At 59.7% G+C, this 17,040-nt stretch carries 21 protein-coding genes and 1 tRNA gene; 13 read left to right on the top strand and 9 right to left on the bottom strand.

Annotated elements, in window-relative coordinates; genetic code table 11:
• Window positions 1-38: 38 nt before the first annotated feature.
• The 4 genes from E4T63_RS06885 to E4T63_RS06870 are packed head-to-tail and all read left to right on the top strand — an operon-like array spanning window position 39 to window position 4,076.
• The gene (locus E4T63_RS06885; protein ID WP_007963261.1) at window positions 39-1,016 is read left to right on the top strand and encodes a Bug family tripartite tricarboxylate transporter substrate binding protein; all 978 of its coding nucleotides are present in this window, start codon (window positions 39-41) and stop codon (window positions 1,014-1,016) included.
• Between the two features lie 58 nt (window positions 1,017-1,074).
• Window positions 1,075-1,533, top strand: coding sequence for a tripartite tricarboxylate transporter TctB family protein (locus E4T63_RS06880; RefSeq protein WP_098967661.1), 459 nt, complete (start codon window positions 1,075-1,077; stop codon window positions 1,531-1,533).
• A 1-nt stretch (window position 1,534) separates the two neighbouring features.
• A complete protein-coding gene (locus E4T63_RS06875) occupies window positions 1,535-3,049 on the top strand; it encodes a tripartite tricarboxylate transporter permease (protein ID WP_135295134.1) in 1,515 nt (504 codons plus the stop codon).
• Window positions 3,042-4,076, top strand: a complete 1,035-nt coding sequence (locus E4T63_RS06870; RefSeq protein WP_027614451.1) for an AbrB family transcriptional regulator — start codon at window positions 3,042-3,044, stop codon at window positions 4,074-4,076. The genes E4T63_RS06875 and E4T63_RS06870 overlap by 8 nt, the downstream gene beginning before the upstream one ends.
• A gap of 119 nt (window positions 4,077-4,195) precedes the next feature.
• On the opposite strand, the gene ung is transcribed toward E4T63_RS06870, so the two are convergent.
• Entirely contained in the window at window positions 4,196-4,888 is a 693-nt protein-coding gene (ung, locus tag E4T63_RS06865; RefSeq protein ID WP_097086750.1) for a uracil-DNA glycosylase, read from the bottom strand.
• A gap of 132 nt (window positions 4,889-5,020) precedes the next feature.
• Here ung and E4T63_RS06860 point away from each other — a divergent pair, with 132 nt between their 5' ends.
• A complete protein-coding gene (locus tag E4T63_RS06860) occupies window positions 5,021-6,133 on the top strand; it encodes an enoyl-CoA hydratase/isomerase family protein (RefSeq protein WP_135295133.1) in 1,113 nt (370 codons plus the stop codon).
• Between the two features lie 66 nt (window positions 6,134-6,199).
• Here the strand turns inward: E4T63_RS06860 and E4T63_RS06855 are convergent, their stop codons facing one another.
• Both E4T63_RS06855 and E4T63_RS06850 read right to left on the bottom strand, forming a co-directional pair.
• The gene (locus E4T63_RS06855; protein WP_007963255.1) at window positions 6,200-6,598 is read right to left on the bottom strand and encodes a hypothetical protein; all 399 of its coding nucleotides are present in this window, start codon (window positions 6,596-6,598) and stop codon (window positions 6,200-6,202) included.
• A gap of 179 nt (window positions 6,599-6,777) precedes the next feature.
• Complete coding sequence (locus E4T63_RS06850; protein ID WP_135295132.1) at window positions 6,778-7,056, bottom strand: hypothetical protein; 279 nt, start codon at window positions 7,054-7,056, stop codon at window positions 6,778-6,780.
• A gap of 373 nt (window positions 7,057-7,429) precedes the next feature.
• Here E4T63_RS06850 and E4T63_RS06845 point away from each other — a divergent pair, with 373 nt between their 5' ends.
• The 7 genes from E4T63_RS06845 (at window position 7,430) to E4T63_RS06820 (ending at window position 12,039) form a co-directional block, all read left to right on the top strand.
• Entirely contained in the window at window positions 7,430-7,660 is a 231-nt protein-coding gene (locus E4T63_RS06845) for a cysteine-rich CWC family protein (protein ID WP_098967655.1), read from the top strand.
• 33 nt (window positions 7,661-7,693) lie between these two features.
• On the top strand, window positions 7,694-8,386 hold the full coding sequence (locus E4T63_RS06840; RefSeq protein WP_098967653.1) for a pseudouridine synthase: 693 nt from the start codon (window positions 7,694-7,696) through the stop codon (window positions 8,384-8,386).
• A 316-nt stretch (window positions 8,387-8,702) separates the two neighbouring features.
• The gene (locus E4T63_RS06835) at window positions 8,703-9,587 is read left to right on the top strand and encodes an alpha/beta fold hydrolase (RefSeq protein ID WP_095138524.1); all 885 of its coding nucleotides are present in this window, start codon (window positions 8,703-8,705) and stop codon (window positions 9,585-9,587) included.
• A 159-nt stretch (window positions 9,588-9,746) separates the two neighbouring features.
• A tRNA-Gly gene (locus E4T63_RS06830) sits at window positions 9,747-9,820 on the top strand.
• A gap of 366 nt (window positions 9,821-10,186) precedes the next feature.
• The gene (locus E4T63_RS06825; RefSeq protein ID WP_135296907.1) at window positions 10,187-10,912 is read left to right on the top strand and encodes a zeta toxin family protein; all 726 of its coding nucleotides are present in this window, start codon (window positions 10,187-10,189) and stop codon (window positions 10,910-10,912) included.
• Window positions 10,909-11,067, top strand: a complete 159-nt coding sequence (locus E4T63_RS28470) for a hypothetical protein (protein ID WP_167734096.1) — start codon at window positions 10,909-10,911, stop codon at window positions 11,065-11,067. Before E4T63_RS06825 ends, E4T63_RS28470 begins: the two co-directional genes overlap by 4 nt.
• Window positions 11,068-11,310: 243 nt before the next feature.
• A complete protein-coding gene (locus E4T63_RS06820; RefSeq protein ID WP_135295131.1) occupies window positions 11,311-12,039 on the top strand; it encodes a class I SAM-dependent methyltransferase in 729 nt (242 codons plus the stop codon).
• A 128-nt stretch (window positions 12,040-12,167) separates the two neighbouring features.
• On the opposite strand, the gene tam is transcribed toward E4T63_RS06820, so the two are convergent.
• On the bottom strand, window positions 12,168-12,938 hold the full coding sequence (gene tam, locus E4T63_RS06815) for a trans-aconitate 2-methyltransferase (protein ID WP_135295130.1): 771 nt from the start codon (window positions 12,936-12,938) through the stop codon (window positions 12,168-12,170).
• Between the two features lie 187 nt (window positions 12,939-13,125).
• Between tam and E4T63_RS06810 the strand changes: the two genes are divergently transcribed.
• A complete protein-coding gene (locus tag E4T63_RS06810; RefSeq protein ID WP_047598058.1) occupies window positions 13,126-13,536 on the top strand; it encodes a low affinity iron permease family protein in 411 nt (136 codons plus the stop codon).
• Between the two features lie 100 nt (window positions 13,537-13,636).
• On the opposite strand, the gene E4T63_RS06805 is transcribed toward E4T63_RS06810, so the two are convergent.
• The 5 genes from E4T63_RS06805 to fos form a co-directional block, all read right to left on the bottom strand.
• Window positions 13,637-14,140 carry a DUF4142 domain-containing protein gene (locus tag E4T63_RS06805; RefSeq protein ID WP_135295129.1) on the bottom strand — a complete coding sequence of 168 codons (504 nt, stop codon included), beginning with the start codon at window positions 14,138-14,140 and terminating at the stop codon, window positions 13,637-13,639.
• Window positions 14,141-14,215: 75 nt separating this feature from the next.
• Complete coding sequence (locus tag E4T63_RS06800; protein ID WP_003222499.1) at window positions 14,216-14,374, bottom strand: KGG domain-containing protein; 159 nt, start codon at window positions 14,372-14,374, stop codon at window positions 14,216-14,218.
• A 118-nt stretch (window positions 14,375-14,492) separates the two neighbouring features.
• Window positions 14,493-15,842 (bottom strand): sensor domain-containing protein, encoded by a 1,350-nt coding sequence (locus E4T63_RS06795; protein WP_134785614.1) that lies wholly within the window; start codon window positions 15,840-15,842, stop codon window positions 14,493-14,495.
• A gap of 79 nt (window positions 15,843-15,921) precedes the next feature.
• A complete protein-coding gene (locus E4T63_RS06790) occupies window positions 15,922-16,560 on the bottom strand; it encodes a LysE family translocator (RefSeq protein WP_027614436.1) in 639 nt (212 codons plus the stop codon).
• A gap of 60 nt (window positions 16,561-16,620) precedes the next feature.
• On the bottom strand, window positions 16,621-17,037 hold the full coding sequence (gene fos, locus E4T63_RS06785; protein ID WP_027614435.1) for a fosfomycin resistance glutathione transferase: 417 nt from the start codon (window positions 17,035-17,037) through the stop codon (window positions 16,621-16,623).
• Window positions 17,038-17,040: the final 3 nt, after the last annotated feature.

Below are 17,040 nucleotides of genomic sequence, written 5' to 3'. Positions count from 1 at the left end.
TCAGTACGTCCATAACAACAACTCCCAAGGAGACATAGATGAACTTATCACTGCGTAAAGTTGCTCTGGCCGCTGGCGTCATGCTCTTCGCCGGCCAATTGATGGCCGAACCGAAACGTCCGGAATGCATCGCCCCGGCCTCCCCCGGCGGTGGTTTCGACCTGACTTGCAAACTGGCGCAGAGCGCGCTGGTCAACGAAAAACTGCTGACCAAACCGATGCGCGTGACCTACATGCCCGGCGGTGTCGGCGCAGTGGCGTACAACGCGGTCGTCGCCCAGCGCCCGGCCGATGCCGGCACGCTGGTGGCGTGGTCCAGCGGTTCGTTGCTGAACCTGGCGCAAGGCAAGTTCGGTCGTTTCGACGAGACCAACGTGCGCTGGCTGGCCGCCGTCGGCACCAGTTACGGCGCCATCGCGGTGAAGAGCGATTCGCCCTACAAGACCCTCGACGATCTGGTCAAAGCCCTGAAGAAAGATCCGAGCTCCGTGGTCATCGGTTCCGGCGGCACCGTCGGCAGCCAGGACTGGATGCAGACCGCACTGATCGCCAAGGCTGCCGGAATCAACCCGCGTGACCTGCGTTACGTCGCCCTCGAAGGCGGCGGCGAAATCGCTACTGCACTGCTCGGCGGTCACATCCAGGTCGGCAGTACCGACATCTCCGACTCCATGCCGCACATCCAGAGCGGTGACATGCGGCTGCTCGCAGTGTTCGCCGACAAGCGCATCGACGAGCCGGAAATGAAAGACATCCCGACCGCGCGCGAGCAGGGCTACGACATCGTCTGGCCGGTGGTGCGCGGTTTCTACCTCGGGCCAAAAGTCAGCGACGAAGACTACGCCTGGTGGAAAGACGCCTTCGACAAACTGCTGGCCTCGGACGACTTCGCCAAGCTGCGCGATCAACGTGAACTGTTCCCGTTCGCCATGACCGGCCCGGAGCTGGACACCTACGTGAAGAAGCAGGTCGCGGACTACAAAGTGCTGGCCAAAGAGTTCGGCCTGATTCAGTGATCGTCTCTGTCTAGCGGCTGCGGCCTCGCGCATCGAGGCCTCGGCACAGGAGTTTCCCATGCTCTTACAACGCATTTTCGCCTCGGTGCTGTTGCTGGCCTGCGTTGGCCTGGCGCTGATGGCGTGGCCGTATCAAGCGGCTTTTTCTTATGAACCGGTCGGCCCGCGCGCCTTTCCTCTGCTGATGCTCGGCCTGATGGGCGTGGCGCTGCTGTACATGGTGTTCCGCCCGGCACCGATCAAACACAGCGAAGACGAGCCACCGCTGGATCGCGAAACCCTGACCAAGATCGGCATCTGCGTGCTGTTGCTGCTGGTGTTCGCCGGCCTGTTCGAACCGCTGGGCTTCATCCTCAGCAGCATCCTGATCGGCATCCCGATGGCGCGCCTGTATGGCGGTCGCTGGCTACCGAGCATTTTGGTGACAACGTTGATGGCCATCGGTCTGTACCTGCTGTTCGACCGTCTGATGGACGTTCCACTGCCTCTGGGCCTGCTCGACGTTCTGGAGAACTGATATGGATACTCTCGGTTATTTGGGTCAGGGCTTCGGCGTCGCGCTGAGTCCGTACAACCTGGTCACGGCCCTGGCCGGCACGCTGATCGGCACCGTGGTCGGGCTGTTGCCGGGCCTGGGTCCGATCAATGGCGTGGCCCTGCTGATCCCGATCGCCTTCGCCCTCGGCCTGCCACCGGAGTCGGCGCTGATTCTGCTGGCGGCGGTGTATCTGGGCTGCGAATACGGCGGGCGGATCAGCTCGATCCTGCTGAACATTCCGGGCGAAGCCTCCACCGTGATGACCACCCTCGACGGTTATCCGATGGCGCGCCAGGGTCTGGCCGGTGTCGCGCTGTCGCTGTCGGCATGGAGTTCGTTCATCGGTGCGTTCATCGCCACCTGCGGCATGGTGCTGTTCGCCCCGCTGCTGGCGAAATGGGCGATTGCCTTCGGCCCGGCGGAATACTTCGTGCTGATGGTGTTTGCGATCGTCTGCCTTGGCGGCATGGCCGGTGATCGTCCGCTGAAGACTTTTATTGCGGCGCTGATCGGGCTGTTTCTGTCGACCGTTGGCATCGACGCCAACAGCGGCGTATACCGCTTCACCGGCGACAACATTCACCTGACCGACGGCATCCAGTTCGTGGTGCTGGTACTGGGTCTGTTCTCGGTCAGTGAAATCCTCCTGCTGCTGGAAAAAACCCATCGCGGCCAGGAAGCGGTGAAAGCCACCGGACGCATGATGTTCAACTTCAAGGAAGCGGCGTCGGTGTTCGTGGTGAACATCCGTTGCGGCCTGCTGGGTTTCATCATGGGCGTGTTGCCGGGTGCCGGCGCGACGTTGGCCAGTGCCGTGGCCTACATGACCGAAAAACGCATCGCCGGTGCCAGCGGCAAATTCGGTCAGGGTGACGCCCGTGGCCTCGCCGCTCCTGAGACCGCGATCGGCGCTTCGGCCTGTGGCGCGCTGGTGCCGATGCTGACCCTCGGCGTACCCGGTTCGGGCACCACCGCCGTGATGATCGGCGCGCTGTCGCTGTACAACATCACCCCGGGGCCGCTGCTGTTCCAACAGCAACCGGACATCGTCTGGGGCCTGATCGCGTCGTTGTTCATCGCCAACATCATGCTGGTGATCCTCAACATCCCGATGATCCGCATCTTCACCCGCATCCTCGCCGTGCCGAACTGGGCACTGGTGCCGGTGATCGCGATCATCACCGGAATCGGCGTGTACGCCGTGCATGCGACCACCTTCGACCTGTTCCTGATGGTCGGCATCGGTATCTTCGGCTACATCCTGCGCAAGCTGGATTTCCCGTTGTCGCCGGTGCTTCTGGGGTTCATTCTCGGCGGGCTGATGGAGCAGAACCTGCGTCGTGCGCTGTCGATTTCCAACGGTGCGCTGGAAATCCTCTGGTCGAGCCCGATCACTTTCGGCGTGTGGATCCTGACCGCGATCATGTTGCTGATGCCGCTGCTGCGCATCTGGCGCAAACGTGCGGCGGCGCAACGCGCCATCGCCGATGTCTGATCGCTCCTCCCTCAGAAGCTGGTGGGCCACCCCGCTGGTCGGTCTGCTCGGCGGTTTTATCGCCAGCCAGATCGGCTGGCCGCTGCCGTGGATGGTCGGCTCGTTGCTGGCGATCATCCTCGTGCGCTGCCTGACCCCGTGGCAACTCACGGAAATCCCCGGCGGGCGTAAATGCGGCCAATGGATTGTCGGCATCGGCATCGGCCTGCACTTCACCCCGTTGGTGATGGAGCAGGTGCTGAGTCATTTCGGTTTGATCTTCTTCGGTGCGCTGGTCACCAGCCTGTCGGCGGTGGTCGGCGTATGGTTGATGCGCCGTACCGGCGAGGATCGCGCCACCGCATTTTTCTCGAGCATGCCCGGCGGCTCCGGGGAGATGGTTAACCTCGGCGCGCGCAATGGCGCGCTGCTCAGTCATGTCGCGGCGGGGCAGAGTCTGCGGGTGCTGGTGGTGGTGCTGTGCGTGCCGGCCGCGTTCAAGTATCTGCTGGGCGACGGCACGCCGATTTCCCACGCCGGCAACGTCGATTGGCGCTGGCTGGCGATTCTGTTTCCCACGGGCGCCCTGCTCGCCTGGCTCTGGCAGCGTTTGCGTCAGCCCAATCCGTGGCTGTTCGGGCCGCTGCTGGTCAGTGCCACGGTGAGCATTGCCTGGGATTTGCACATCGGCCTGCCGGACGGTGGAAGCCAGATCGGCCAGTGGCTGATCGGCAGCGGCCTGGGCTGTCACTTCAACCGACAGTTCTTCCGCCGCGCGCCGTCATTCATGGGCCGTACGCTGATCGGCACGGCGCTGACCATGTTGATCGCGACATTGGCGGCTTTGGGCTTGAGTGCGCTGACCCATCTGGATCTGCGTTCGCTGACGTTGGGCATGATGCCCGGCGGCATCGCCGAGATGAGCCTGACGGCGGAGACCCTGCAACTGTCGGTGCCGCTGGTGACGGCGATGCAGGTGATGCGGCTGCTGTTTGTGCTGTTTCTGGCGGAGCCGTTGTTCAAGTATTGGAACCGTAATCCCGAGTAACACCGATAGACCGAGTTGCCTTCTTCGCGAGCAAGCCCGCTCCCACATTGGTTATGTGCATGCCGCAAAACCAATGTGGGAGCGGGCTTGCTCGCGAAGGGGCCGGTCCGGTCAGCCGATCAAATCGGCGGCAGCCGCCACTCGATCGGCGCTTCGCCATTTTGCTCGAGAAACTTGTTGGTCCGGCTGAAATGCCCGCAGCCGAGGAAGCCACGATAAGCCGACAACGGCGACGGATGCACCGACGTCAGCACCAGGTGCTTGGTCGCATCGATCAGCTTCTGCTTGCTCTGCGCATGCGCGCCCCACAGCATGAACACCAGATGCGGCTGGCGTTCGCTGACCACTTCAATGATCCGGTCGGTGAAGAACTGCCAGCCCTTGTCCTTGTGCGCGTTGGCATTGGCCCGCTCGACGGTCATGGTGGTGTTGAGCATCAACACGCCCTGATCGGCCCAGCTCTGCAGGTAGCCGTGGTTGGGAATGTCGATGTTCAAGTCGCGCTTTAACTCTTTGTAGATATTGACCAGCGACGGCGGCGCCGGCACGCCCGGTTGCACCGAGAAGCACAAGCCATGGGCCTGGCCCGGGCCGTGATACGGGTCCTGGCCGAGGATCACCACTTTGACTTTATCCAGCGGAGTCGAATTCAGCGCGTTGAAAATCAGCGGGCCCGGCGGGTAGATTTCCTTGCCGGCCGCCCGCTCCTGCTGCAGAAAATTGCGCAACTCTGCCATATAAGGCTGGTCGAATTCAGCACGCAGTGCCTCCTTCCAGCTCGGTTCGAGTTTGATACGGTCGTCAGCAGTCATGGTCATACCCGGCAAAAACAATGGGGCGAACCCTAGGAAAGCCGACCACGCTTGTCAATTGATCTGACACAGATCCGGCACTTTCCCACACAGCGATCATACTGATCGTTCAAATTCCCGATCGAGGTCACGATGAATCTGCACTTCGAAGAACTCACCGGCACCGACGGCGCCCGCCTCGGGATCGCCAGCCTGGATGCTGAAAAGTCGCTCAACGCGCTGTCCTTGCCGATGATCAACGCCCTGAGCGACAAACTGAACACCTGGGCCAAGGACCCACAAATCGTCTGCGTGCTGTTGCGCGGCAACGGCGCCAAGGCGTTCTGCGCCGGCGGCGAAGTGCGCAGCCTGGTGGAGGCCTGCCGGACCCACCCCGGTGAAGTCCCGCCACTGGCGGCGCAGTTTTTCGCCGCCGAGTATCACCTGGACTACAGCTTGCACACCTACCCCAAACCGCTGGTCTGCTGGGGCCACGGTTACGTGCTCGGCGGCGGCATGGGCCTGTTGCAAGGCGCGAGCACGCGGATCGTCACGCCGAGCAGTCGCCTGGCGATGCCGGAGATCACCATCGGTCTGTATCCGGACGTCGGGGCCAGTTGGTTTTTGTCACGGTTGCCGGGCAAGCTCGGCTTGTTCCTCGGTCTGACGGGTGCACACATGAACGGCCGCGATGCGATCGATCTGGATCTGGCCGACCGTTTCCTGCTTGAAGAGCAGCAACCGCAGCTGATCGAAGGCCTGCTGCAACTCAACTGGCAGGAACAGACCGATATGCAGCTCAACAGTCTGTTCAAGGCCCTGCAACAGGAAGCCGTCGGGCAGATGCCCGAGGCGCAATGGCTTCCGCGGCGCCAACAGATCGATGAACTGCTCGACGTCAGCGACGTCACCTGTGCCTGGAAAGCCATCAGCCTGCAACGCGACAGCAGCGACCCGCTGATCGCCCGCGCCGCGAAAACCCTGAGCGAAGGCTCACCGCTGACCGCGCATCTGGTCTGGGAACAAATCCTCCGCGCCCGGTATCTGTCGCTGGCCGAAGTGTTTCAGATGGAATACACACTGAGCCTCAATTGCTGTCGGCACCCGGAATTCAGCGAAGGGGTACGGGCGCGATTGATCGACAAGGATCAGAAACCGCACTGGCATTGGCCGGACATCAATAACGTCCCGGACGCGGTGGTCGAGGCGCATTTTCACAAGGTCTGGGAAGGTCGGCATCCGTTGGCGGATCTGACGCAATACTGAACGCCCGGTAAATCGCAGGCACAAAAAAAGCGGCGCTCAATGCGCCGCTTTTTTGTTTGTGGATGATTACCAGCGACCGCCTCGCCCGCCGTGATCACCGCGGTTACCGTGATGATCACGGCCACCCCGGTCACGATCCCAACCCCCACCACGGTGCCCGTCCCAGCGCCCGCGATCGTTGTCGTGCCAGCGGCGGCTCTCGTAGTAGCGTGGCGCTGGCTGGTAGTAACGCGGCGCCGAGTAGTAACGCGGAGCCGGTTGGTAGTAACGCGGGGCCGCCTGGTAGTAGCGCGGGGCCGAGTAATAGGTGCTGCCGCCGCTGTAATAGGTGCCGCCAGTGTTGTAGTACGCCGGAGCGGGTGAGGTGTAGACCTCCGAGCTGTAATAACTGTCTGCGTAGGAGTAGGGAGCGCAACCGGCAACGGAAAACATCATCGCAGCAAGTAGAAGAATTCGTCGATACATGGCGGCCTCCTGGACCGCGGGTAGCCACACCAGCGACGCTGGCAGGCATCAGTCGTTTATTCGGTGACTGACGAAACATCTGACAGCGTTTTCCGAATCTGGTGCGCTTCCGTAACAAGTTGAAACATGTGATTGATGAAATCCTGTTCATTTGGAAACCACTGTCATTCAGCCGCCGATCAGTGGTGCCCACCGTGATAGCCGCCGCCGTGATAGCCGCCGCCGTGATAACCGCGTCCGTAACCGCCGCGGTAGCCGTAGCCGCCGTAGTAATAATGAGCACCGCCGTAGTAACGCGGTCCGTAATATCCGCCGTAGTAATACGGCGAGTAATACCCTGGATAATAAGACGTGGCGGGATAAGTATCGTAGGGACCGGCATAGTAATAACACCCGGACAGGCCTGAACCGAGCACCGCTCCCAGCAGCACTCGACGTAACAGTTTTGAAATACCCATGACGGCCTCCTGAAAGACCCACGGCCGCAGCAGGACAGCGCAGCCGACACAGTTTTGACTGTCAGGTCCGGGGCAAGTGCCGGGCGCGCAAAGGCTTCAGATCAGCGGTGTCAGTCACACTGAAAATCCTCTGTGGGAGCGGGCTTGCTCGCGAAAGCGGTGGGTCAGTGATGAATCACTGACTGACAGGACGCCTTCGCGAGCAAGCCCGCTCCCACTGTTGCCCTGCGTAATGCCCAGGAATACATCGGTGCCACCACCGTACGTGCTGATGACACCTTGCATACCCTGCTGTCTCGGGCCGATCATGCGATGTAGCAGGCCAGACAAACTGGCCGTAACCGCAATTGCGTGGAAATGCCTTACTCGTCCTATGCCTGATTCCGACATCAAACCCGACCTCTGCCCGGCCTGCGGCGCGCGCAACGACTGCACCCTGGCTGACCCGCGCACCGCCGACCAGGCCTGCTGGTGCTATGCCGTGAGCATCGATCCGGCAGTGCTTGAAGCCTTGCCCGCAGCGCTGCGCAATCAATCCTGTCTGTGCCCGCGCTGCGCGCAGGTCGAGGCGCAACTGCAAGCAGCGGCGCGGCCGATCCCGTAAGATACGCGGCCCTTTATCCGCCGATTCCTGACCATGCGCGTCGACCGTTTCCTCAGCAACCTGCCCCGCTACAACCGTCAGCAGGTTCGCCTGTTGCTGGTGGAAAAGCGCGTGCGGATCGACGGAAAAGTCGTCAGCGACCCGCACAGCGAAGTGTTGGAATTCAGCCGCGTCGAAGTCGACGAAGAAGTCTTGCAACTCGGCAAACCGGCACGCTACTTCATGCTGCACAAGCCGCCGGGGTGCGTCAGTGCCACTCGCGATCCGCAGCACCCGACCGTGCTTGATCTGATCGATGAACCGGACAAGGACGACCTGCACATCGCCGGTCGCCTCGACTTCAACACCACCGGGCTGATGCTGATCACCAACGATGGCGGCTGGTCGCGACGGCTGACCCAACCGCAGACCAAACTGCCGAAGGTCTATTACGTCGAGACCGAACAGGAGATCGGGCCGGAGTATGCAGTCACGTTTGCCGAGGGCATCTACTTCGCCTTCGAAAACCTGACCACGCAACCGGCGCAACTCGATGTACTCGGCCCGCGAGTGGCGCGCCTGAGCATCGTCGAGGGTCGCTACCATCAGGTGAAGCGCATGTTTGGTCACTTCAACAACAAAGTGTTGCGCCTTCACCGCGAATCCATGGGCCCGCTGTCGCTGGATAACGCGCTAAAACCGGGCGAGTACCGCGCTTTGCGCACCGAAGAGATCCATTTGTTCTAAGCCGGCGACCGCTCAGCAGAAGTTGTCGAACAATTTACCAAAGGCACTTGCGCGATCCCTTTCCCACTGCTTGAATCAGGACGTCGGCCAAATTGTGACCGATTAGTCACACCATACCTCTAAGAAACTTTTTGCCGGTCGTCAGCCCTCTGGGTTGCGCCTCAGCCGGCAGACTGCCCGCCAATAACAACACCCGTCGACCGCAGTCATGGATCGACATGGGCCAAGCAAATTCCAGGCGTATGCCTACCTGTCACAAAGCTCGTGCAATCTCTATTTGCGCGCATACCCGCTTGCTTGCCAGGAGTCTTATGACATGAGGCCAGAAATCGCTGTGCTGGATATACAGGGTCAGTATCGGGTTTACACGGAGTTCTATCGCGCAGACGCCGCAGAAAAGACCATCATCCTGGTCAACGGCTCGATGGCCACGACTGCGTCGTTTGCACAGACTGTGAAAAACCTGCACCCGCAATTCAACGTGGTTTGCTACGACCAGCCCTACGCGGGCAGGTCGAAAATCCACAACCGTCACGAGAAACATCTGACCAAGGAAGTCGAAGGGCAGATCCTGCTGGAGCTGATCGACCACTTCGGCGCCGAACACGTGCTGTCGTTTTCCTGGGGCGGCGCAGCCACCCTGGTTGCCCTGTCACACCAGCCGCGGCGTATCGAGAAAGCCGTGATCAGCTCGTTCTCGCCGGTGATCAACGCACACATGCTTGATTACCTGGAGCGCGGTGTCGATTACCTCGGCCAGCGCGACGGCGACCGCGTCGGGCACCTGGTCAACAGCACTATCGGCAAACACCTGCCGTCACTGTTCAAGCGCTTCAACTATCGCCACGTCAGCAGCCTGGCCGAGCACGAATACGGGCAGATGCACTTCCACATCAGTGACGTGCTGCACAGCGATCGCCAGTGCTATTTGAATGCGGCGAAAAAGATCAACGTGCCGGTGCTGTTCCTCAACGGCGAATGGGATGAATACACCGCCGCCGAAGACGCCCGGATATTCGGCAACCATGTGGCGCACAGCACCTTCACCACGCTGCAGGCCACCGGCCACTTCCTCGACATGGAACACAAGGCTGCATGCCGCGATAGCCAGAACGCCTTGCTCGGTTTCCTGAAACCCTCACCGCAGTCGAGCCGAACGCGTTACGCGTTCGTTCAGGATCACCATGCATTGGCCATTTGAAAAAGCGTCGTCGCGAGCGAGTCTGTGGGGTTGAAAAACCAGCATTGATTGCCCTGCAGATTTGCCCGCGAATGACCGTTTTCAATGCTGTAACGCGCTGCGAGCAAAAGAAAAACTTCAAATCTGCGCCCGACTCTGGTACAAAGTCAGCCGCTCTGAGCGGGTATAGTTTAGTGGCAAAACGAAAGCTTCCCAAGCTTTAGTTGAGGGTTCGATTCCCTCTACCCGCTCCACTCAATCAGGTCCCACGTCGTGTTATGACGGGGGATGCAGGAACAGAAAAAACCGGCCTACAGGGCCGGTTTTTTTGTGTCCGGGATTTGATGTCGGCTACTTGGTCGGCACCGAACCATTATGCAACACACCGTTTATTGCAGATGCACCAGCCCTCTTTACGCTTTGATCGTTACTAACGACGAAGCGCTGCCTGCTCAAAGGGATGATCCCCATGCATGGGCTTCCCAATCGGTATTAGCAGAGCCGCTCTTGGGCTTTGACTGATTGGAAGGCGCGGCAGTTCGGTAAGTCCGAAGCACCGCCGGTAAATCACCTTTCACTCAAGAGGGTTTCCATCAGTGCAGGAAAACAAAAAATCTGGAATGACGGGGGAAGAGCAGGCTATCTGGAATGATGCGATCAGGTTTGCTCGATCAAACAAGAAGGCGATTGGCAAGCGGCTCACGGCGCAAACCAAGTATCCACCCGAAGAAGAACCTGTTTCGGTTTTCATGGCGGGGTCGCCGGGCGCTGGCAAAACGGAGGCGTCATTAGCTCTGCTGAACCTTTTCTCCGATACGCCCATCTTGCGAATTGATCCAGACGAACTCAGATATGAATTTGAAGCCTATCAAGGTGGCAATGCCTGGCTTTTCCAAGGCGCCGTTTCGATTCTGGTTGGAAAGCTGATTGATCTGGCTCTGGATCGAAAGCAATCCTTCCTGTTGGATGGAACACTTTCGAATATCGAAATCGCAAGGAAAAATGTGCAGCGGTGCCTCCACAAAGGGAGATTTGTGCAAATTCTCTACGTCTACCAAGACCCTAGCCTGGACTGGTCCTTTGTCAGAGCCCGCGAGGAAGTTGAAGGACGCAGGATTCGACCGGAGCATTTCGTCGACCAATACTTTGCAGCGCGTGACGTGGTAAACACGCTTAAGCTAGAGTTTGGCAAAGACCTGCATGTCGATCTGCTTGTGAAGCATATTGATAATTCTGGACGCCTCTACAAGGCTGGTGTCGACAAGATTGACTACCATATCCCCGAGAAGCATACGAGACACGAACTGATGGCCATGCTTGGGATCAATTACGGAGCAACCGCATGAAACTCGGATCCACAAAGGAGTCCACGAGTCCATTCGCAGATTTCATTCGCAATGCGAAATCGGAAGAAAAAAAGCGCGTTTACAGCGAAGTGCTGAGCGAAGCCACCAAAAAACAGAATGATCTGATGTTGGCGGCGCGTGAAAAGCAGACCTGATCACATCACTGATATTCAAAAAGCCCGGCCCTTTGCCGGGCTTTTTTATTCTCACTGTTCCGACATTACAGATCCACAACACACCGACGATTCTCACCTTCCCCACGACCCGCTAGCATTTCCCCCATCACCCACCACCCTCCCCCTGCGCGGCCATCGACGAATACGCGTTTTGACTTTCGAGGGACTCCATGGCGCGGCCTCTGTGCCGCTGATGACCGAACTCAAAAGAGTATTTCCCCCATGACGCAAAATATTTACGACGACCCGGAGTTTTTCCAGGGTTACAGCCAGATGAACCGCTCCATCGGTGGCCTCGATGCCGCGCCGGAGTGGCCGGAGCTCAAGGCGTTGCTGCCATCGATGCACGACTTGAACGTGGTCGACCTCGGCTGCGGCTATGGCTGGTTCAGCCGCTGGGCCAGTGAGCACGGCGCCGCCAATGTGCTGGGGCTGGATGTCTCGGAAAAGATGCTGGAGCGCGCGCGCGAAACCACTGAGGCGGCGAACATCCGCTATGAACGTGCCGACCTTGAACATCTCGACTTGCCGGCCTGCAGTTTCGATCTGGCCTACAGTTCGCTGGCGCTGCACTACATCAAGGATCTGACCGGACTGTTCGCTCATCTGTACGCGGCGTTGAAACCGGGTTCGCATTTTGTGTTCTCCATCGAACACCCGATCTTCATGGCCCCGCGCAATCCAGGCTGGCTGGTCGACAGCGATGGCCACAAGCGCTGGCCGCTGGACAGCTATCAGATGGAGGGCGAGCGGGTGACCCACTGGCTGGCCGACGGGGTGATCAAGCAGCACCGCACGATGGGCACGCTGTTGAATTCGTTGATCGCGGCGGGTTTTGCCATTCGCCATGTCAATGAATGGGGGCCGAGCGATGCGGAGGTGGCGGCGCAACCAGCGCTGGCTGAAGAGCGGGAGCGGCCGATGATGTTGTTGGTGGCGGTGCAGCGCTAATCTGAGCTGAGCAAACAATATGTGGTGAGGGGATTTATCCCCGATGGTTGCGTAGCAACCGCTTAAAGGGCCTGCTGCGCAGTCCATCGGGGATAAATCCCCTCACTACAGGTGGCTGAAGGCTGGCTTCACCGAGTCGCGACGATGAACAGCCGCGGAAACGGCAACAGCACCGAACCATCCGGCAACGCCGGATAAGCCTCGGCAACCACCGCCATATACTGCGTGAGATATTGCGCCCGTTCCTCTTCAGTCAGCGGGTTCAAAAACGGAATCAAGCCACTGCCCTTGAACCACTCCACCACCCCCGCCGCTCCACCTGACAACTGATGGTGATAGGTGGTGCGCCACACATCGACCCGCGAGCAGTGCGGACGCAACATCGAGAAGTATTCGCTGGCACTCGCCATGTCGGTGCGCTGCCCGGCGGCGCCAGCCAGTTTGGCGGCCCATGGGCCATTGGCGGCGACTTCACGCATCAGTCGGTGGGAAGGCTCGTTGAGGTTATCCGGCATCTGGATCGCCAGACTGCCACCGTCCGAAAGTTTAGCCGCCAACGCCGGCAGCAATGTCCCGTGATCCGGCACCCATTGCAGCACTGCATTGGCGAAGATCACATCGAACGGCCCTTGATCCGCCCAACTATCGATTTCTGCGACCTCGAACTGCAACTGCGGCAGGCGCTTGCGCGCGGCGTTGACCATGTCCGGCGAACTGTCGAGCCCCCTGACCTGGGCCTGCTCAAAACGCTGCACCAGCAGCTCGGTGGAGTTACCCGGACCGCAACCGATATCGACCACCGATCGCGCCTGAACCGTGGGAATCGCCGCCAGCAGATCACGTGCCGGGCGGGTGCGTTCATCTTCGAAAGCGACGTATTGTCTGGCGGACCAACTCATTGCGTTCTCCTGTCGGGACATTCGTGCGGTTCGTCACAATACAGGCAGCGCTGCGCGCAGTTCCAGACAGGCTTATTGCAAGGGATGTCTTCACCCTCACAATTATTGGCAGACGTCATTTGTAAGTAGAATTTTCACCGCGCCCCGGATGTCTGAATTTCAAGCTCTCCCAATAAGGAACACCGCAATGAAATTCGCGAAAATCTCCCAGACCCTGGCCCTCTGGGCCGGTAGCCCGAAAACCTTCATGGGCGCATTGATCCTGATTTTTCTGTGGGGTTTGAGTGGGCCGATTTTTGATTTCAATGACACCTGGCAACTGATCATCAACACCTCGACCACGATCATCACTTTTCTGATGGTGTTCCTGATTCAGAACACGCAGAACCGTGATACCGACATCCTGCATCTGAAACTCGATGAGTTGTTGCGGGTGAACAAGGAAGCGCAGAACGCAATGCTCGGCCTGGAATCGCTGGATCTCAAACAACTCGAGGCGCTGCGCAAGCATTACCGCAGCCTGGGGGAAAGCGAGGTGTTCAACCTTGAGGGGCTGGGGGAGAAGAGCAAGCCGAAGCAGGATTTGAATGACTGCTAAGTAAAGTTGAACAAAGCAAAAGATCGCAGCCTGCGGCAGTTCCTACACCGTTCTATGTAGGAGCTGCCGCAGGCTGCGATCTTTTGATTGGCAGTTGGTGTCAGCGACTGGCTTGCAGCGCCCGCGCCATTTCCAGATGGCTTTGCAGTTTTGGCAGCGTCTCGTCGGCAAATGCCTTGATTTCCGGTACGTCGGTCGACTGCGCTTCCTGCTGGATCTGCTGGATGGCCTCTTCGGTCGCTTTCACCTGGCTCGCGGCGTAGGCCTGATCGAAGGTTTCGCCTTCTTTGACCTGCGGGATCATGGTTTTGGCTTTGTCGGCGATTTCTTCACGGGGCGCGACCGGCAGATCGAGTTTCTTCGCGATCTTCGCCAGATGCTGGTTGGCCGTGGTGCGGTCATTGATCACAACGATGGTGTAATCCTTGACCTCTTTGGATTCGGATTTCTGGTGCGCCAGACGGCTGGCTTCGATGTCGGCCATGCCTTTGGCGGACGCATCGTTGATGAAGTCGGCAGGCGACTGGGCGAATGCTGTGCCCGCGAACAATCCCAACAGTGTGGCAAAACTGAAACGACGTATCTGGGTGGCCATCCGGCTCATGGTCGCGCCCTCCTATCTCTGCAAATTCAAGCGGGGGCTTGCGCCCCCGCCTCTCAATCAAAACTACCTCACCGACTACTTCGACTTCTGAGCTGGCTTGCGGCCCATTTCGGTTTTCGCAGGCTCTTTGTCGACCGTCGTGGTGGTGGTTTTCCCACCTTTGCGACCGGCTTCAGACGCCTTGGTTCGATCGTTGGCGAAGTTTCCCGAGTTCGAGTTTCTTGAATTAGGCATGATTCTCTTCCTCTTGGTGTTGATCGTTGGCGAGCAGATGCCCGCCTAGATTGAGAATTGCCGGACTGCCAAAGGTTTAGAAAAGTTGCCCGCGCCGCGACGAACGGCGCGCACTGTTTCAGCTATCCACCGCCCGATGATTGAGGCGTTTGGCGGCGTACATCGCTTGGTCGGCATGCCGGAACAATTGTTGCTCCTCACTGCCATGTTCGGGATAACGGGCCACGCCGATGCTCGGTTCGATGTACAGGTTGTGACCGTCCAGGCGCATCGGCTGCACCAGCACCTGGCGGATTTTTCCGGCCACGATGTCGGCGTCTTCAGCGGCGTGAACGCTGTGCAACAGCACCACGAATTCGTCGCCACCGATGCGCGCCACGGTATCGGTGTCGCGTACGCAGCCCTTGAGCCGACTCGCCACCGTTTGCAGCAGCATGTCGCCGACCGCATGGCCAAAGGTGTCGTTGACCTGTTTGAAACGATCCAGATCGACATACAGCAGCGCCATGTTTCCCGAGGTTTCACGGGCAGCGGCCAGCGCAGCCTTGAGGCGGTCTTTGAGCAACCCGCGATTGGGCAACTGGGTCAGTTGATCGTATTGCGCCATGCGCTTGAGCCGCGCGTGCAGCTGCTGGCGCTCGATGGCGGTGGCGACCTGGGCGCAGACGTATTGCAGCAGTTCCTTGTCCTGCTCGGTATAACGCTCACCGCCCGGCAGGCTTTTGACGATCAGCGCACCGATGGTGCCGTTCTTCGAATTCAGCGGCACACCGAGCCAGCACGGTGAGTCCTGCCCCGCCACCAGCGCGGCGAAGTCGGGCGAGGCGTCGGGGCTGTCCGGCGTCAGCAGAATCGGCTGACCGCTGCGGATGACCTCCGCACACAAACGCCCGGTAACGGTGCCCGGTTGCTCGGGCTGCAATTCGTGATCGTCGACGTGATAGGGAAAATTCAGCTGCGCACAGTGCTCGTCGTACAGCGCCACGGAGAAATTCAGCGCCGGCAGCCATTCGCCGATGATCAGGTGGATGCGTTTGAACAGCGCCAGCAAGTCTTCGGCGACATGCGCCGCCTCGGAAATCGCATACAGCGCAGCCTGACGCGATTCCGCCTGCTTGCGCTCGGTGATGTCGCGGGCCACGGCGATGCGTAGCTGATCGACCTCCGACCAGCGCGCCGACCAGAGGATGTTGACGATGCGGCCATCCTTGCGCACGTAACGGTTTTCAAAGTTGTGCTTGGGTTCGCCGCTCATGATGTCGTGGGCGGCGGCCAAGGTGCGCTGGCGGTCTGCGGGATGCACCAGTTCGATCATCGAACGGCCGATCAACTCGTCAGGCGTATAACCAAAAATACGCTCGCAGGCAGCACTGACAAAAACGAAACGGCCCTGCCTGTCCACCGCGCAGACGGCATCGAGCAACAGGTCCATATAACTCGCCAACGGCGCGGAATTTCGGCTTTCCATGGTTCAGCGTGGGTGTCCGGACAATGCAGCACTGTTCAACCATCCCTGACCCTTTGTTCACGCATCCCTGCACACAACTTCAAGCCTTGTTCGGCAGCAATCCCGGTAGTGCGTGCATCAGTGCGTTGATCGCAAAACCGATGAACATCACGCCACACAAACGCGTGATCATCAGCTCGTGGCGCTGATACAGCGTGCGCACCCGTCGGGCGCCGACAACGCCGATCAAGATAGCGTAAGCCAGCAATCCGCCGAGAAAGCTCAGGGCGATCAGCGCCGGCAACATCGACCAGTTGAGCAGTTCGGCGCGGCTCGACAGCAGCGCGGTAAACGTCGCCACCGCCACCGGGTACGCCTTGGGATTGGTCAGGCCGAACAGGATGCCGTGCCAGAACGGCTGACGCGCCGCGCCCTGCGGCTGATCAGCGCTGCGCCGCTGGGCTCGCACTGCGCGCCAGCCAAGCCAGAACAGGTACAAGCCGCTGAGCACACCCAGCACATCGAATGCGGTGCTGCCGATCTCGCGGGCACCGACGATGGCGATCAGCGCGGTGCTGCACCAGACCACATCGCCAAGCAAATGCCCACAGAGAAACCCGGCCCCGGCCCGTCGCCCATGCGCCGCGCCAATGCCGAACACTGCCAGAACGCCCGGCCCGGGCGTGATGCCGTAAATGAAACCCGAGGCCAGAACGGCCATTAGCAGCGATGGAGTCATGAAAAACCTGCTGGCGCCAGTACAAATGATGGCCAGTCTATATCAGCCCAATGTGTCTGATCACGACGCGTCGTAAAAACGCATGCCCGTGTACGGTTTCAACCGACAGGCTGCCAGTCGCGAAGCCAGATCACCGACGTGAACCTCAAGCTTGTGGCCATCAGGGTCAAGAAAGTAGAACGACGCACCTTCGCTGCGGTTGTCGCGCCATTCCTTCACATTCGCCGCTTTTAGCGTCTGCACAAACAACGGAAAATCTGCCTCGGCGAGGCTGAACGCGTAATGGGTGTAGTCGACGGACGGCTCGGTGGTGCGCTGCGCATCCAGCGACAGACACAACCACAGCCCCGGCAGCGACAGATAGGCACCGGCGTCCCACGAGGCTTCGACGCGCAGACCCAATACATCGCGATAGAACGCCAGGCTACGGGGCAAATCACTGACGGCGAGGGTCAGGTGGTTGAGGCCGGTGAGCATGGT

Source organism: Pseudomonas fluorescens (assembly GCF_004683905.1).
In the GTDB taxonomy this organism is placed as follows: Bacteria; Pseudomonadota; Gammaproteobacteria; order Pseudomonadales; family Pseudomonadaceae; genus Aquipseudomonas; species Aquipseudomonas putida_A.
Note: the sequence above shows the minus strand (reverse complement) of the source record. Positions and strands in the feature narration are given on the sequence as shown.

Bases quoted from the DNA above. Each gene is read 5' to 3' on its own strand.
- E4T63_RS06885 (WP_007963261.1), top strand. From the start codon at position 39: ATGAACTTATCACTGCGTAAAGTTGCTCTGGCCGCTGGCGTCATGCTC.
- E4T63_RS06880 (WP_098967661.1), top strand. From the start codon at position 1,075: ATGCTCTTACAACGCATTTTCGCCTCGGTGCTGTTGCTGGCCTGCGTT.
- E4T63_RS06875 (WP_135295134.1), top strand. From the start codon at position 1,535: ATGGATACTCTCGGTTATTTGGGTCAGGGCTTCGGCGTCGCGCTGAGT.
- E4T63_RS06870 (WP_027614451.1), top strand. From the start codon at position 3,042: ATGTCTGATCGCTCCTCCCTCAGAAGCTGGTGGGCCACCCCGCTGGTC.
- ung (WP_097086750.1), bottom strand. From the start codon at position 4,888: ATGACTGCTGACGACCGTATCAAACTCGAACCGAGCTGGAAGGAGGCA.
- E4T63_RS06860 (WP_135295133.1), top strand. From the start codon at position 5,021: ATGAATCTGCACTTCGAAGAACTCACCGGCACCGACGGCGCCCGCCTC.
- E4T63_RS06855 (WP_007963255.1), bottom strand. From the start codon at position 6,598: ATGTATCGACGAATTCTTCTACTTGCTGCGATGATGTTTTCCGTTGCC.
- E4T63_RS06850 (WP_135295132.1), bottom strand. From the start codon at position 7,056: ATGGGTATTTCAAAACTGTTACGTCGAGTGCTGCTGGGAGCGGTGCTC.
- E4T63_RS06845 (WP_098967655.1), top strand. From the start codon at position 7,430: ATGCCTGATTCCGACATCAAACCCGACCTCTGCCCGGCCTGCGGCGCG.
- E4T63_RS06840 (WP_098967653.1), top strand. From the start codon at position 7,694: ATGCGCGTCGACCGTTTCCTCAGCAACCTGCCCCGCTACAACCGTCAG.
- E4T63_RS06835 (WP_095138524.1), top strand. From the start codon at position 8,703: ATGAGGCCAGAAATCGCTGTGCTGGATATACAGGGTCAGTATCGGGTT.
- E4T63_RS06825 (WP_135296907.1), top strand. From the start codon at position 10,187: ATGACGGGGGAAGAGCAGGCTATCTGGAATGATGCGATCAGGTTTGCT.
- E4T63_RS28470 (WP_167734096.1), top strand. From the start codon at position 10,909: ATGAAACTCGGATCCACAAAGGAGTCCACGAGTCCATTCGCAGATTTC.
- E4T63_RS06820 (WP_135295131.1), top strand. From the start codon at position 11,311: ATGACGCAAAATATTTACGACGACCCGGAGTTTTTCCAGGGTTACAGC.
- tam (WP_135295130.1), bottom strand. From the start codon at position 12,938: ATGAGTTGGTCCGCCAGACAATACGTCGCTTTCGAAGATGAACGCACC.
- E4T63_RS06810 (WP_047598058.1), top strand. From the start codon at position 13,126: ATGAAATTCGCGAAAATCTCCCAGACCCTGGCCCTCTGGGCCGGTAGC.
- E4T63_RS06805 (WP_135295129.1), bottom strand. From the start codon at position 14,140: ATGAGCCGGATGGCCACCCAGATACGTCGTTTCAGTTTTGCCACACTG.
- E4T63_RS06800 (WP_003222499.1), bottom strand. From the start codon at position 14,374: ATGCCTAATTCAAGAAACTCGAACTCGGGAAACTTCGCCAACGATCGA.
- E4T63_RS06795 (WP_134785614.1), bottom strand. From the start codon at position 15,842: ATGGAAAGCCGAAATTCCGCGCCGTTGGCGAGTTATATGGACCTGTTG.
- E4T63_RS06790 (WP_027614436.1), bottom strand. From the start codon at position 16,560: ATGACTCCATCGCTGCTAATGGCCGTTCTGGCCTCGGGTTTCATTTAC.
- fos (WP_027614435.1), bottom strand. From the start codon at position 17,037: ATGCTCACCGGCCTCAACCACCTGACCCTCGCCGTCAGTGATTTGCCC.